This window comes from Streptomyces sp. NPDC057136 (assembly GCF_042670885.1).
Lineage (GTDB): Bacteria > Actinomycetota > Actinomycetes > Streptomycetales > Streptomycetaceae > Streptomyces.
The window spans coordinates 291,053-305,478 of sequence record NZ_JBHUUV010000003.1; the positions used below are offsets into that span (position 1 = coordinate 291,053).

14 protein-coding genes are annotated in these 14,426 nt (G+C 71.8%); 12 read left to right on the forward strand and 2 right to left on the reverse strand.

From position 1 onward, the window contains the following. The first annotated feature begins 239 nt into the window (after nt 1–239). Nucleotides 240–1,025, forward strand: a complete 786-nt coding sequence (locus ACFT7S_RS05685; protein WP_382727404.1) for a protein phosphatase 2C domain-containing protein — start codon at nt 240–242, stop codon at nt 1,023–1,025. Between the two features lie 34 nt (nt 1,026–1,059). Here the strand turns inward: ACFT7S_RS05685 and ACFT7S_RS05690 are convergent, their stop codons facing one another. Continuing rightward, the gene (locus tag ACFT7S_RS05690) at nt 1,060–1,557 is read right to left on the reverse strand and encodes a MarR family winged helix-turn-helix transcriptional regulator (RefSeq protein ID WP_382727407.1); all 498 of its coding nucleotides are present in this window, start codon (nt 1,555–1,557) and stop codon (nt 1,060–1,062) included. Nucleotides 1,558–1,792: 235 nt separating this feature from the next. Here ACFT7S_RS05690 and ACFT7S_RS05695 point away from each other — a divergent pair, with 235 nt between their 5' ends. Next, complete coding sequence (locus ACFT7S_RS05695; protein ID WP_382727409.1) at nt 1,793–2,617, forward strand: lysozyme; 825 nt, start codon at nt 1,793–1,795, stop codon at nt 2,615–2,617. A gap of 261 nt (nt 2,618–2,878) precedes the next feature. After that, nucleotides 2,879–3,631, forward strand: a complete 753-nt coding sequence (locus ACFT7S_RS05700) for a polysaccharide deacetylase family protein (protein WP_382727686.1) — start codon at nt 2,879–2,881, stop codon at nt 3,629–3,631. Between the two features lie 104 nt (nt 3,632–3,735). On the opposite strand, the gene lon is transcribed toward ACFT7S_RS05700, so the two are convergent. Next, nucleotides 3,736–6,159, reverse strand: a complete 2,424-nt coding sequence (gene lon, locus ACFT7S_RS05705) for an endopeptidase La (RefSeq protein WP_382727412.1) — start codon at nt 6,157–6,159, stop codon at nt 3,736–3,738. Between the two features lie 171 nt (nt 6,160–6,330). Between lon and ACFT7S_RS05710 the strand changes: the two genes are divergently transcribed. From ACFT7S_RS05710 to ACFT7S_RS05750, 9 genes are all read left to right on the forward strand, one after another. Next, a complete protein-coding gene (locus tag ACFT7S_RS05710; protein ID WP_382727415.1) occupies nt 6,331–6,915 on the forward strand; it encodes an isochorismatase family protein in 585 nt (194 codons plus the stop codon). A 49-nt stretch (nt 6,916–6,964) separates the two neighbouring features. Then, nucleotides 6,965–7,561 (forward strand): RNA polymerase sigma factor, encoded by a 597-nt coding sequence (locus ACFT7S_RS05715; protein ID WP_382727418.1) that lies wholly within the window; start codon nt 6,965–6,967, stop codon nt 7,559–7,561. Further along, complete coding sequence (locus ACFT7S_RS05720; RefSeq protein ID WP_382727420.1) at nt 7,558–8,676, forward strand: zf-HC2 domain-containing protein; 1,119 nt, start codon at nt 7,558–7,560, stop codon at nt 8,674–8,676. The genes ACFT7S_RS05715 and ACFT7S_RS05720 overlap by 4 nt, the downstream gene beginning before the upstream one ends. Then, nucleotides 8,673–9,452 (forward strand): ABC transporter ATP-binding protein, encoded by a 780-nt coding sequence (locus ACFT7S_RS05725; protein WP_382727422.1) that lies wholly within the window; start codon nt 8,673–8,675, stop codon nt 9,450–9,452. The genes ACFT7S_RS05720 and ACFT7S_RS05725 overlap by 4 nt, the downstream gene beginning before the upstream one ends. Then, the gene (locus ACFT7S_RS05730) at nt 9,449–10,777 is read left to right on the forward strand and encodes a hypothetical protein (RefSeq protein ID WP_382727424.1); all 1,329 of its coding nucleotides are present in this window, start codon (nt 9,449–9,451) and stop codon (nt 10,775–10,777) included. Before ACFT7S_RS05725 ends, ACFT7S_RS05730 begins: the two co-directional genes overlap by 4 nt. Next, complete coding sequence (locus tag ACFT7S_RS05735; RefSeq protein ID WP_382727427.1) at nt 10,774–11,409, forward strand: hypothetical protein; 636 nt, start codon at nt 10,774–10,776, stop codon at nt 11,407–11,409. Before ACFT7S_RS05730 ends, ACFT7S_RS05735 begins: the two co-directional genes overlap by 4 nt. A gap of 120 nt (nt 11,410–11,529) precedes the next feature. After that, nucleotides 11,530–12,207 carry a spermidine synthase gene (locus ACFT7S_RS05740; protein ID WP_382727429.1) on the forward strand — a complete coding sequence of 226 codons (678 nt, stop codon included), beginning with the start codon at nt 11,530–11,532 and terminating at the stop codon, nt 12,205–12,207. 230 nt (nt 12,208–12,437) lie between these two features. Then, nucleotides 12,438–13,175 (forward strand): response regulator transcription factor, encoded by a 738-nt coding sequence (locus ACFT7S_RS05745; RefSeq protein ID WP_382727432.1) that lies wholly within the window; start codon nt 12,438–12,440, stop codon nt 13,173–13,175. Continuing rightward, entirely contained in the window at nt 13,172–14,248 is a 1,077-nt protein-coding gene (locus tag ACFT7S_RS05750; protein ID WP_382727435.1) for an ATP-binding protein, read from the forward strand. The genes ACFT7S_RS05745 and ACFT7S_RS05750 overlap by 4 nt, the downstream gene beginning before the upstream one ends. The last annotated feature ends 178 nt before the right edge of the window (nt 14,249–14,426 follow it).

Below are 14,426 nucleotides of genomic sequence, written 5' to 3' on the forward strand. Positions count from 1 at the left end.
ACCGCTCCGCCACTCGAACGAGTGAACATCACTCCGGAGTTGGCGAACAAGTCTTCCCGGAGGCGCTGTCGGGCATGCACGGCTCACCGGGTGGAAGTTCCGCCCAGGCTTTGGCAGGATGCCCACCCGCACCCGCCACGGAGCGATTCCTTCCGCTCGCATTGGCCCGGCTGACCTGCTGGTACGGGCCAACGGCCCGCTCGTGCAGGGCCCGTGAAGGCATCGTGCAGACTGGCTGTATGCGCATGGAACTCGCCACCGAATCCGGCAGCCCGGAACGCCCCAACGAGGACTGGGTGTCCGCCGCTCTCCCCGCGTCCGGCCAGGGCGGGGCGCTGGTCCTGCTCGACGGCGTGACGCCACCGCAGGGTGACGACGGTTGTGTGCACTCGGTGCCCTGGTTCACTGCCCGACTGGGCGGCGCCCTGGCCGAACTGTCCTGTTCGCGACGAGATCTGACGCTGACGGAGATCCTCGCCGAGTCCATCCGGCGCACCGCCGACACGCACCGTTCCCCCTGTGACCTTTCTCACGTGAGGACGCCGCAGGCGACCGTGGTGCTCGCACGCTGGGACGAACGCGAGATCGAATACCTGGTCCTCTCCGACTCCGCACTCCTCCTGGAGTCGCCCGACGGGGCGGTGCGCGCGGTCCTCGACGACCGGCTCGACCGGCTGCCGCCCGGCTCCCTCGCCTCCGAGGCGATCGCCGACGCCCGGGCCAGGAACAAGGAGGGCGGCTTCTTCACCGCCGCCGCCGACCCCCAGGTGGCGTCCCGCGCGGTGACCGGCCGGGTGCCGCGCACGGAGGTCCGGTCCCTGGCCGCACTGACGGACGGGGCGAGCCGCTGGACGGAGAAGTTCCGGGAGGGCGACTGGACGGCCACCCTGGAGCTGCTGCGCAAGACGGGGCCCCAGGGGCTCATCGACCGGGTGCGGGAGCTGGAGCGGGCGGACACGGACCGCAGATACCTGCGCCGGAGCAAGACCCATGACGACGCGACAGCGGCCTTCATCGAGTTCTAGGGCGTGTCCGGCGGAAGAGTGACCGGGCCGGCACTCAGCCCTCGGCCCGGGCGTTCAACTGGTGGAGCAGCCGGGCCAGTTCGGCGACTTCGGTGCGGTCCCAGTCGGCGAGCTTGCGTACGTAGCGGTCGCGACGGGCATCGCGGACGCTACGGAAGCGGGCGAGACCCTCGTCGGTGAGGTGGACGAGCCAGGCGCGGCCGTCGGCCGGATCGGGCTCGCGGGCCACCAGGCCGAGCGTTTCCAGGGCGCGCAGCTGACGGCTCATGGTCGCCTTGCCGACGCCGATATAGGCGGCGAGATCGGTGGCCCGCTGCGGGCCCGCCGACTCCAGCCGTACGAGGAGGCCGTAGGCGGCGGACTCCAGGTCCGGGTGCACCTCGCGGGCCATCTCCCCGGAGTTGGCCCGCGCCCGGCGCAGAAAGACGGCCAACTCCCGCTCCAGGGCCAGGAACTCGTGGTCCACACCACTCCCGCCGCCCGCGCCGGGTTCACTCCCGCGTTCACTCCCGTGCACGTCAGCACCCCTCATACGCTTTCCTGCCGATGAAAGTTTCTTTCGCCGCCGGTCATCGCCGCAGCTCGGTCAGTATTTCGCAGGCGTAGACCAACGGCAGCTCCCAGACCCCCTTCCGCCGCGCGGGTCTACGTGCGTAGCTTCATAACTGTCACTAGTGGCATGCACACACCATGGCAGCGTTCCAGGGATGTCCCGCACGCACCCCTGGGTCAGCAGTTCCCCCCACCGAGGCCCCGGAGGCACCCACATGCCCGTGCACAGATCCGGTACGTCCCGCCGCTCGCGCTTCGCCGCGGCAGGAGCCCTCCTCGCAGCCCTTTCCCTCCTCCTCACCCTGCCCGGCGCGGCCACCGCCGCCGAGACCCCCGCCCGCGGTACGGCCAGGATGGGCCAGGGCGTCATCGCCCACGACGGTCAGGGCGGGCTCCCCCGCGAGACCCGCGCCGTCCAGACCGAGGGCGTGGACGTCAGCAGCCACCAGGGCAACGTCGCCTGGTCGACTCTCTGGAACAGCGGCGTGAAGTGGGCCTACGCCAAGGCCACCGAGGGGACGTACTACAAGAACCCCTACTTCGCGCAGCAGTACAACGGCTCCTACAACGTCGGCATGATCCGCGGGGCGTACCACTTCGCGACCCCGGACACGACGAGCGGGGCGACCCAGGCCAACTACTTCGTGGACAACGGGGGCGGCTGGTCGAGGGACGGCAGGACGCTGCCGGGCGTGCTCGACATCGAGTGGAATCCGTACGGTGCGCAGTGCTTCGGCAAGACCCAGGCCGGGATGGTCTCCTGGATCCGCGACTTCGTGAACACCTACAAGGCGCGCACCGGACGCGACGCGGTGATCTACACCGCGACCAGCTGGTGGCAGACCTGCACGGGCAACAACGCCGGCTTCGGCGCCACCAACCCGCTCTGGGTGGCCCGCTACAACACCACCGTCGGTGAACTCCCGGCCGGCTGGGGCTACTACACGATGTGGCAGTACACGTCGTCCGGCCCGACGGTCGGCGACCACAACCACTTCAACGGCGCCCTCGACCGCGTACAGGCGCTCGCGTACGGCTGATCCGGCCCGGAACTCCACCACAGCGGCCTCACCGTTTCGCACAGCGACCCACCGTTTCGCACAGCGGCCCCGACGACGAGCACGTGTCGCCGGGGCCTTCGCCGTATCGGACCGACACCCGCCCGACCTGGGCTTTCACTGCTTACGTCCCGCACCTCACCCCTCTATACACTGCGTGTATACGCACTATGTATAGTCCTCGGCGTGCCGCACAGTCCGTGTGCGGTCGGCCTTGAGGAGTGACCTGCTGTGCCCAGAAAGATGACGTCGTCCGGTGCCGGGTTGGCTGCCGTGCTGGTGACCGCGCTCACATTCGCGCTCAGCGGATGTTCGATGGACACCACCGCACCCGGTTCGGCGCGTCAGGACGCCGCATCCGACGCCAAGGGGTCATTCGGGCCGGTGGACTGCCGCAAGGCGAAGTGCATAGCGCTGACCTTCGACGCGGGTCCGGCCGAGGACACCCCGCGCCTCCTGGACACCCTCAAGGAGAAGAAGGTGCCCGCCACCTTCTTCCTGCTCGGCAAGAAGCACGTCACCAAGTACCCGGACACCGTGCGCCGCATCGAGGCCGAGGGACACGAGGTGGCCAACCACACCTGGTCGCACGAGATCCTGACCGACCGGAAGCCCGCCGAGATACGGGCCGAGCTGGAGAAGACGCAGGACGCCATCGCGGCGATCACCGGCAGGAAGCCGCGGCTGATGCGTCCGCCGCAGGGCCGCACCGACGACACGGTCTCCAAGATCTGCAAGGAGCTGGGGCTGTCGCAGATCCTGTGGAGCGCGACCGCGAAGGACTACTCCACGAACGACTCCGCGCTGATCAAGAAGCGGATACTCGACCAGGCGGGCAAAGACGGCATCATCCTGTTGCACGACATCTACAAGGGCACCGTGCCCGCGGTGCCGGGCATCATCGACGCACTGAAGAAGCGCGGCTACACCTTCGTGACGGTCCCCCAGCTGATGGCCCCGGCGGAGCCGGTGCCCGGCACGATCTACCGCCCGTAGGCGCCGGACAGGTCCTGAGCGGAACGGCCCGCCCTCCCCATCGGGGAGAACGGGCCGTCCGTACCGGCCGTGCACGTCATGCCACGCCCGTCACTGCATGACACTCACGCCGCGGCCGGGGCCCTCTGCTCCCGGAGCCCGGCCGCGGCCGGGGCGAGGGCGATCTCCAGCACCTGGCGGACGTCCGTCACCGGGTGGACCTCCAGACCGTCGAGCACCTCGGCCGGTACGTCGTCCAGGTCGGCCTCGTTCCGCTTGGGGATCACCACGGTGGTGATCCCGGCGCGGTGCGCGGCCAGCAGCTTCTGCTTCAGGCCGCCGATCGGCAGCACCCGTCCGGTCAGCGACACCTCACCGGTCATCGCCACATCCGTACGGACCTGCCGGCCGGACAGCAGCGAGGCCAGCGCCGTCGTCATCGTGATTCCGGCGCTCGGACCGTCCTTGGGCACCGCACCCGCCGGGAAGTGGATGTGCACCCCGCGGTCCTTCAGGTCCGCGACCGGCAGCTCCAGCTCGGCACCGTGCGACCGCAGGAAGCTCAGCGCGATCTGCGCGGACTCCTTCATCACGTCACCGAGCTGACCCGTCAGGGTCAGTCCGGACGCCCCGGTCTCCGGGTCGGCCAGCGAGGCCTCGACGAACAGCACGTCGCCACCCGCGCCGGTCACCGCGAGTCCGGTGGCCACACCCGGCACCGCGGTGCGGCGCTCGGCCGGGTCCTGCGCGGACTCGGGCACGTGGTGCGGGCGTCCGATCAGGCCCCGCAGATCCTCGTCGGTGACGGTGAACGGCAGCTCACGGTCGCCCAGTTCGTGCTGGGCCGCGACCTTGCGGAGCAGCCGGGCGACGGCCCGCTCCAGGTTGCGGACGCCGGCTTCGCGGGTGTACTCGCCGGCCAACTTGCGCAGCGCGGACTCGTCGAGCGTGACCTCTTCCTTCTCCAGACCTGCCCGCTCCAGCTGGCGGGGGAGCAGGTGGTCGCGGGCGATGACGACCTTCTCGTCCTCGGTGTAGCCGTCCAGCCTGACCAGCTCCATGCGGTCGAGCAGGGCCTCCGGGATGGCGTCGAGCACATTGGCCGTCGCCAGGAAGACGACGTCGCTGAGGTCGAGTTCGACCTCCAGGTAGTGGTCGCGGAAGGTGTGGTTCTGCGCCGGGTCGAGGACCTCCAGGAGGGCGGCGGCCGGGTCGCCCCGGAAGTCCGAGCCGACCTTGTCGATCTCGTCGAGCAGGATGACCGGGTTCATCGAACCGGCCTCCTTGATGGCGCGGACGATACGTCCGGGCAGGGCGCCCACGTACGTACGCCGGTGGCCCCTGATCTCCGCCTCGTCCCGGACACCGCCGAGCGCGACGCGGACGAACTTACGGCCCATGGAGTGCGCGACGGATTCACCGAGCGAGGTTTTTCCCACTCCAGGAGGACCGACCAGCGCGAGCACGGCGCCGCCGCGGCGGCCGCCGACGACCCCCAGCCCCCGGTCGGCGCGCCGCTTGCGCACCGCCAGGTACTCGGTGATCCGCTCCTTCACGTCCTCGAGGCCCGCGTGCTCGGCGTCGAGAACGCGCTGGGCGCCGGGGATGTCGTACGCGTCCTCGGTCCGCTCGGTCCACGGCAGTTCGAGGACGGTGTCGAGCCAGGTCCTGATCCAGGAGCCCTCGGGGCTCTGGTCGGAGGAGCGCTCCAGCTTGTCGACCTCCTTGAGCGCGGCCTCGCGGACGTGCTGGGGAAGGTCGGCGGCTTCGACGCGGGTCCGGTAGTCGTCGGACTCGTCCTCCGGGTCGCCGTTGAGCTCGGAGAGCTCCTTGCGTACGGCGTCGAGCTGGCGCCGCAGCAGGAATTCGCGCTGCTGCTTGTCGACGCCTTCCTGGACGTCCTTGGCGATGGACTCGGCCACATCCTGCTCGGCGAGGTGTTCGCCGAGCCACTGGATGGCGAGCTTCAGCCGGGCGACCGCGTCGGCGGTCTCCAGGAGTTGCACCTTCTGGGCGGTGGTCAGGAAAGGTGAGTAACCGGAATTGTCGGCGAGCGCGGAAATGTCCTCGATCTGCTGCACCCGGTCCACGACCTGCCAGGCGCCGCGCTTCTTCAGCCAGCTGGTGGCGAGTGCCTTGTACTCCGTGACCAGTTCCACGGCGGAGCCGGGCAGGGGGTCCGGGACGAGCACGTCGACCTTGGTCCCCTCCACCCACAGCGCTCCGCCGGGCCCACTGGTCCCGGCACCGATCCGCACCCGGTCACGGGCCCGGATGAGCGCACCCGGGTCTCCGTCCGAGAGCCGGCCGACCTGCTCGACGGTGCCGAGGACGCCGGTCCCCGTGTAGGTCCCGTCGATACGCGGGACGAGCAGCACCTCGGGCTTGCCGCCACCGGCACGCGCGGCGGCCTGCGCGGCCTCCACGGCAGCCCGTACCTCCGTGTCCGACAGATCCAGCGGCACCACCATTCCGGGCAGCACTACCTCGTCGTCGAGCGGCAGCACAGGCAGATCGATCGGTGTGAACGCCTTGGACTCCGTAGCCATGATCTCCCCTTCGGCAGTCAAGTTGAGCTATGTGGACTCAATGCTCCTGAGCGGCCGAATGTTCCCCAGGGTCTGTTCGCCCTCAGCGATCACCATCCGGGGCCGGTCTGTGCAGCTCCACGGCCGGAAATCGCGTGGAAGGGCGCGGGGCCGGATCGCGATGATGGCGCCATGACGCTTTCCGGCTCTCCCCTCCAGGCCCTTCTCGTGGTGGACGTGCAGTCCACCTCCGTCACGGGGGCGGGTGCGGTCCCCGGAGCGGCCCTGCTCCTTGACCGGACGACCGACCTGATCGCACGGGCCCGTGCGGGCGGGGCGCTCGTCGTCCACATTCAGAACGACGGGTCCGCCGGAGCGGGCGACGAGCCCCACACGCCCGGCTGGGAGCTCCACCTCCCCGTCGAGGCCGGCACCGGTGAGTTCGTCGTCCGCAAGTCCAGGGACGACGGCTTCGAGGGGACCTCGCTGGGCGGCCTGCTGGCCGACCGCGGAGTGCGGGGACTCGTCGTCTGCGGCCTGATGTCCGAGATGTGCGTCCAGGCCACGGCTCGCGGGGCCCTGGCACGTGGTTATCGAGTTGTCCTCCCGTACGACGCCCACGCGACGCACAACATTCCCGCGGCCCCCGGAATCAGCGAGGAGATCCCGGCGGCCGCGGCGTCGCGGGTGGCCGCCTGGGCCATCAGCAACGAGGCCGAGGTCACCGCGCGCGCCGCGGACGTGGCGTTCGCGCCCCTGCCTTCACTGACCCACTGAATCGCCGGGCCGGTGAACCGGACACGGTCCGGCCGTCGATAGAGCAGATGTGAGGCTGCTGCGCCCTTCGGGGGCCGATGGGGACGACGAGGACGGCGCGCTGCTGCGCGCCGTCGCTCAAGGCGACGCGAGCGCACTCGGCGCGCTCTACGACCGGCACGCGGGCTGGCTCCATGCCCGGCTGAGCCGGCGGTGCGGGGACGCGGAGACCGTACGGGAGGTACTGCAGGACACGTTCGTGACGGCCTGGCAGTCCGCCGGATCACACCGGGGCGCGAAGGTCGGTGGCTGGCTGTGGGTGATCGCGGCCCGCCGCCTGGTCGACGCGCAACGGGCGGGGGCCAGAGCGGCACGGTCCGGGTCCGGGGACACCGGGTGGGACACCGCGGTGCCCTCCGCAGAGGAACGGGTGCTGGCCGGACTGGAGTACGGCGATGTCGGCACCGCCCTCGACCGGATCTCCCCCGAGCTGCGGGAGGTCCTGCGGGCGACGGTCATCGACGGCCTGACGACCCGCGAGACCGCCCGGCTGCTCGGCATACCGGAGGGCACCGTCAAGACACGGGCCATGCGCGCCAGACGTGAACTGCGCGCAGCCCTGGACCTGTTGGCCTCGGACCGCGATCCGCTGGGAGGTACGGCATGAGGCGTACGCATGCGTGGCACGTGGAAGAGGAACTCGCCACCCGGTACGCGGCCGGCATGGCGGCGGAGACGGACGCCTGGTCCCTGGAGAAGCACGTCGAGGCGTGCGGGAACTGCGCGGCGCGGGTGTCGTCGGCGGTCAGGACCCGGGACGGCATGGGCGCGGTCCTGGCGGACATCCGGGCGGACGTACTGGCGGCGGTGCCGCAGGGGGCGATGGTCCGGGCGCCGGTCCGGCGGCCCTGGCGGGCGCTCCGTGACGAGGCGGGCTCCGCGGCCGACGGGCGGCGCCGGACCGGGGTGGGCACTGCGGGCATCGGTGCTCGCTGGGCAGGGGTCCGAGCCGGGGCGGCCCGCAGGCTCCGGGGCCGGGCAGGCGCGCCCGTCACCCGGGCGCACTTGGCCGGGGCGGGCTCCCCGGCCGCCCGTGCGCGCCGGGTCGGGGCCGGCGACCGGGCCGCCCGCATTCTCGGCGCCAGGCCCGGATCGCCCCTCGCCCGTGTGCTCTGGGCCGCCGGGCCGGCCCTGCGCGGACCCTGGCTGCTGGCGCTCGTCCTGGTGGCCTCGGGGGCCCTCGCCCTGGCGTACGGGGCGGGGCTCGGCGGGGCGGTCCGGCCGTTGCTTCTCGTCGTCGCGCCCGTACTGCCGCTCGCGGGGGTCTTCGTCTCGTACGGGCGGCACGCCGACCCCCTGCACGAGGTCACCGCCTCCACCCCCGCCGGCGGGCTGCGGCTGCTGCTGACCAGGACCGCCGCGGTGCTCGGGGCGAGCATCCCGGCGCTGACGCTCGCCGGGGCCGCGCTGCCCGCGGCGGTAAGCGGGCCCGGCGCCGTGGCGTGGCTACTGCCCGGGCTGGCGCTCACACTCGCGGCCCTCGCCCTCGGTTCGTACGTCGGCTGCCGGGCGGGCGCCGCGGCCGTCGCCGCCGGCTGGGCCTTCGCCGTCGCCCTTCCCACCGTCGGCGCCTCGCCCCGGGGCCCCTCCGCGCTGGCCGCCGAGGCCGCCCCGTACTTCTCCGGGCCCGGCGTCCAGGGCTGCTGGGCAGCCGGTGCGCTGGCGTGCGCGGCGGTTCTCGCCGTACGCCGCAGATCCTTCGACCATCTGGAGACGTCGTGAGTGCAAGGGTCACCGGACTGACCGTCCGGCACCGCAAGAAGACCGCGCTCGACGCCGTCGACCTCGCCTTCGCGGCGGGCGTACACGGCCTACTCGGGCCGAACGGCGCGGGCAAGACCTCGCTGATCCGCGTGCTGGCCACAGTGGCACCACCCGCCGGGGGGCAGGTGGAGCTGCTGGGCCACGACGTCGGTGACGCGTCGGGCCACCGCAACCGCGCGACGGTGCGGCGCAGACTCGGCTATCTGCCCCAGGAGTTCGGGTACTACCCGGGCTTCACGGTCCGCGAGTTCGTCGGGTACGTCGCCTGGCTCAAGGAGATGGACGGCGCGGTCACCCCCACTGCCGTGGAACGCGCCGTGGAACGCGTCGGCCTGGCGGACCGGATCGACGCCAAGGTGAAGACCCTGTCGGGCGGCATGATCCGCCGGGTCGGCATCGCGCAGGCGATCGTCAACGAACCGGACCTGCTGCTGCTCGACGAGCCGACCGCCGGCCTCGACCCGGAACAGCGGGTCGAGTTCCGGGCGCTGCTGAGGGAGTTGGGGCGCACAGCCACCGTGATCGTCTCCACCCACCTGGTCGAGGACGTCGCCGCCGCGTGCACCGATGTGACGCTGATCGAGGACGGCCGGGTCGCCTACCGGGGCACGACCGCCGAGCTCGTCGGGCTGGGCGGCGAGGCGGTGGAGCCGGGCGGCCCCGACGCCAATCCCATCGAGCGCGGCTACACGGCGGCGCTGCGGGCACACCGCTCGGCGGTGGCCGCCCGATGACGGACGTACTGAGCCCGCCGGACGGCACCCGGAGCCGGCCGGCCGGACACCCCGTGCGTGCCGCTCTCGGCGCCGAGTTCCGGCGGGGCTTCGCCCCCTGGACCGGGCCGGCCGTCGCCCTCACCCTCCTCGTGACCATGGCCGCCAAGGCGGACCAGTGGCAGGGGAGCTGGGGCGAGACGCAGAGCCTGCTGCACTCCGGCGCCACCCTGCTCACCGGCCCGCTCACGGCCGCCGCGGGCTGCTGGCAGGGCGGTCGCGAGCACCGGCGCCGGACCGACGGCCTGTGGCTGTCCGTCCCCCGCAGCCGGCTGGCGCGGCTGGTGACGGCCGCCGCGCCCATCGCCGTGTGGGCGGTCGCCGGGTATCTCGTCGCCCTGGCCGGGACGTTCGCGGCGACCTGGCCGTACACCGGCGCGGGCGGCCCTTCGCTCACGGTCGTCCTCGCGGATGTCTGCTTCCTGGTGTGCGCGGCGTTCCTGGGCTTCGTGGCCGGGCGGGTGTGCCGGTGGCGGCTGACCGCGCCGGTCGTCGCGGCGGTCGCGTACGTCTCCCTGGGCGCCCCTTCGTACGTCTACTCCGATGTCCGGTTCCTGAGCCCCGCCGAGCAGATTCCGTTCGGGGTCCCCGTGTGGTGGTTCGGGCCGGTCATGGCGGCCTGGCTCGGCGGGCTGACGCTCGCCCTGGTGCTGGGGCACGCGGCCCGGCACCGGTTCCTCGCCGTCGTACCGCTCGCGGTGGCCGCGTCGGTGGCGCCGCTGATCGTGCACACCGGCCCCGACCTGTTCCGGGACGACCCTGTGGCGGCGCGGCTGGTGTGCGGGGACACCACTCCGCAGGTCTGCGTGAGCGGGCTCGACGAGCCGCTGCTGCCCCAGGCGTCCGAGGCGCTGGCCGGGCTCTTCTCCCGGCTGGAGGGGGTGCCGGGCGCACCGGTCCGGTACGTGGACCCGGCTGTCCGCCCCCGCGGGGGCGAGCTGGCACTGCCGCAGCTGACCCGCGGGTGGACCGTCGTACGCAACAGACTCGTCCACCCCGACGCCTACGCCACCGACACCGTGCACAACCTGATGCCCAGCCTGGACTGTCCCGACCGGATGTATGACGACGCATCGGCAGCTGCCACCCGGATCTGGGACACCGACCTGGCCGTCCAGACCTGGCTGGCCCCCGGGGCCGACGACGGCTACCCACCGGAGGATTCGTCGCACCTGGCCTACGTGGCCCGCCTCACCGCGATGCCCGACGCGGACCGCAGGATCTGGCTCGGCCGCTATCTGGTCCTGCGCGGCAGCTGCGACCCGAAGGAGATCCCGGTCCTGTGAGCACGCCCGCGCACCACCCCCTACGCGTCCCCCGCCTCCCCGTCCTCTACCTCCGCTCCCGCGCTCTGCCGCTCACCGCCACCGCCCTGACCGGCATCGTCCTGGTCGCGGCCTGGGCCGCTGACTGGCTGGAGGACCGGCCGTACTTCGACCACACCGCGCGCGTCCCCGTCCTGGTCCTCGCCCCGCTGCTCGCCTCGGCCGCCATCGGCACGGGGCTGCACTCGTACACCGACGAGCTGGACCGGACCGCCGTACGCCGCTGGTGGCCGCTCCGGCTGGCGCATCTGCTGGGCCTGACCGCCCTCACCGCGGGTGCGCTCGCGCTGGCCGTACCGGGGTATCCGGAGGAGTTCGGCTACCCCGGCATGGTCCGCAACGTCCTGGGCGCGACGGGCGTGGCCGCGGCCGGGGCGGCCCTGCTCGGGGCCCGGCTGAGCTGGATGCCGATGACCGTCTACGGCGGCGCGGTCTATCTGGCGGCGCCCCGCACCCCGGGCGGCGCGGCGGCGTTCTGGGCGTGGCCGATGCAGCCGGGGCCGCAGCCCGCCGCGTGGGCCGTGGCGCTGACGGTGTACGTGGCCGGGGCGGCGCTCCTCGTGGTGCGCGGCGCGCGACCGGAGCCCGGCTGAGCGCGTCCGCGCACCGATGCCCCCGCCGCCACCTCCTCAATTCGCTGGTCCCGGGCTGCCGGGCGCGCCAGGATGGTTCGTCGAACCGACCGCCACCACCGGAGACCGGAGAGCCACGTCATGTCCGCCAGCACCGCCCCCGTCACGCTCGACCGCCGCGAAGGACCGTTCGGCGAAGTTGTCCTGCGCGAGCGCGGGGACGACTTCGAGATCATCGCCAACGGGTGTTTCCTCATGGACACCTCCGACGGACGGTCCGAGCGGCTGCTGATCGACGCGGCGCTCGCGGCGCTGCCCGACGAGCGCACCGCCCCTGCCGTGCTCATCGGCGGTCTCGGCGTCGGGTTCTCGCTCGTCCGGGCCGCCGAGGAGGAGCGCTGGGGGCGGATCGTCGTCGTCGAGCGGGAGCAGGCGATCGTCGACTGGCACCGCCAAGGGCCGCTGGACCGGATCTCGGGCCCGGCGCTGGCCGATCCGCGGACCGAGATCGCGCACACCGACCTGGTCACCCATCTCCGTACGACCACGGAGCGTTACGACGCACTGTGCCTGGACATCGACAACGGACCCGACTGGACCGTCACAGAAGATAACGGAAGCCTCTATTCCGCCGCCGGTCTCGCGCTCTGCAGGGAGCGTCTCACGCCGGGCGGAGTCCTCGCCGTCTGGTCCGCGCAGCCCTCCCCCGCCTTCGAGCAAGCGATGCGGAATGCCGGATTCAGCGCGGTACGCACTGAAGAAGTAGCCGTTGCCCGAGGTGTTCCGGACGTGGTCCATCTCGCACTGCGGACCGACTGACCCCCCACCCGGTATGCACATCGCCCGTATGGCACGGGCCAAGCCACACAAGGCCGACGATCCGCCCTCCCCGAGGAAGAAACTCCTCACGCGGACAACACCCTGCGTAGCCGTGGACCGTCCGCTGCCTTTACGCTTCTGACCGGCACATGGGATCTCCCACGAAATTCACAAGCGAAGACCGTGCCTCCGGGGGAATGGCTCCCGCGAGAACGGGCAGGGGCGGGGCGATGGAACAGACACACACCACCCACAACGGCGTCGCGGCCACCCCGGGTGCACAGCGCCGGGTTCTGGTGGTCGAGGACGACTCCACGATCGTGGAAGCCATTGCCGCGAGACTCCGGGCCGAGGGCTTCCTGGTGCAGACCGCGCTGGACGGCCCCGCGGCCGTGGACGCGGCCGAGGCATGGCAGCCCGATCTCATGGTGCTCGACATCATGCTCCCCGGCTTCGACGGCCTGGAGGTCTGCCGCCGCGTGCAGGCCCAGCGCCCCGTGCCGGTGCTGATGCTGACGGCGCGCGACGACGAGACCGACATGCTCGTCGGGCTCGGCGTCGGCGCCGACGACTACATGACCAAGCCGTTCTCCATGCGTGAGCTGGCGGCCCGGGTGCACGTCCTGCTGCGCCGGGTGGAGCGTGCGGCGCTCGCCGCGGTGACCCCGCGCAGCGGCATCCTGCGCCTCGGCGAGCTGGAGATCGACCACGCGCAGCGCCGGGTCCGGGTGCGGGCGGACGACGTCCACCTCACACCCACCGAGTTCGACCTGCTGGTCTGCCTGGCCAATACGCCGCGTGCGGTGCTCTCCCGTGAGCAGCTGCTGGCCGAGGTCTGGGACTGGGCGGACGCCTCGGGCACCCGTACCGTCGACAGCCACATCAAGGCCCTGCGCCGGAAGATCGGCGCCGAGCGGATTCGTACCGTCCACGGCGTCGGCTACGCGCTGGAGACCCCCGCGCCATGAACGGGCCCGGCCGCCGGCTGAGACCCTTCTCGATCAAGGCCAAGCTGGGCACGCTCGTCGTGATCTCGGTCTTCATCACCACCGGTCTGCTGATCGTGGCGCTGCGGACCAGGACCGAGTTCCGGTTCATCACGGTGTTCTCGGTGATCGCGACCCTGCTGATCACCCAGTTCGTGGCGCACGGCCTGACCGCGCCGCTGGACGAGATGAGAGCCGTGGCCAGGTCCATCTCGCACGGCGACTACACGACGCGGGTGAGCGGGGCCGGCCGCCGCGACGAATTGGGTGACCTGGCGCAGACGATCAACCGCATGGCGGACGATCTGGAGGCCGAGGACCGGCACCGCAAGGAGCTGGTGGCCAATGTCTCCCATGAACTGCGCACACCCATCGCGGCGCTGAGAGCCGTGCTGGAGAACGTCGTCGACGGGGTGTCGGCCGCCGATCCCGAGACGATGCGTACGGCGCTGAAGCAGACCGAGCGGCTGGGCAGGCTGGTGGAGACCCTGCTGGATCTCTCCCGGCTCGACAACGGAGTGGTGGCGCTGAAGGCCCGCCGCTTCGAGGTGTGGCCGTATCTCTCGGGAGTGCTGAAGGAGGCCAACCTCGCGGCCTCGCGGCGCGGGCTCCCCTCCGGCTCCGGCAACCACTCCCGCCTCGACGTCCATCTGCATCTCGATGTGTCGCCGCCCGAACTGACGGCGCACGCCGACGCCGAGCGGCTGCACCAGGTGGTCGCCAATCTCATCGACAACGCGGTCAAGCACAGCCCGCCGCACGGCCGGGTCACCGTGCTGGCACGGCGCGGGGAGTACCCCGAGTCGCTGGAGCTGGAGGTCGTCGACGAGGGCCCCGGCATCCCGGAGGCCGAGCGCCACCGGGTCTTCGAGCGGTTCAACCGCGGTCAGGCGCCCTCCCCGCACGGTCCCGGCAGCGACGGCGGTACGGGACTGGGCCTGGCGATCGCGCGCTGGGCGGTGGAACTGCACGGTGGCCGCATCGGGGTGGCCGAATCCGCACGCGGCTGCCGGATACAGGTCACTCTTCCGGGAGTCCGTCAGCCGCGAGGTTGACATAGAGTTCGAACCGGAACGGCACGTTCTGCGTGTAGTTCCCTGTGTGGATACGGTCGAGTGGCCGTAACCGCGCTGTCGCGTACCCGAAGTGCGGCGGAACCCCGCTTGTTTCCCGCCATTTCATGCGCCGAAACCCGGCTTCCGATGTGATGTATGCGACGAAGACAGGCCCGGT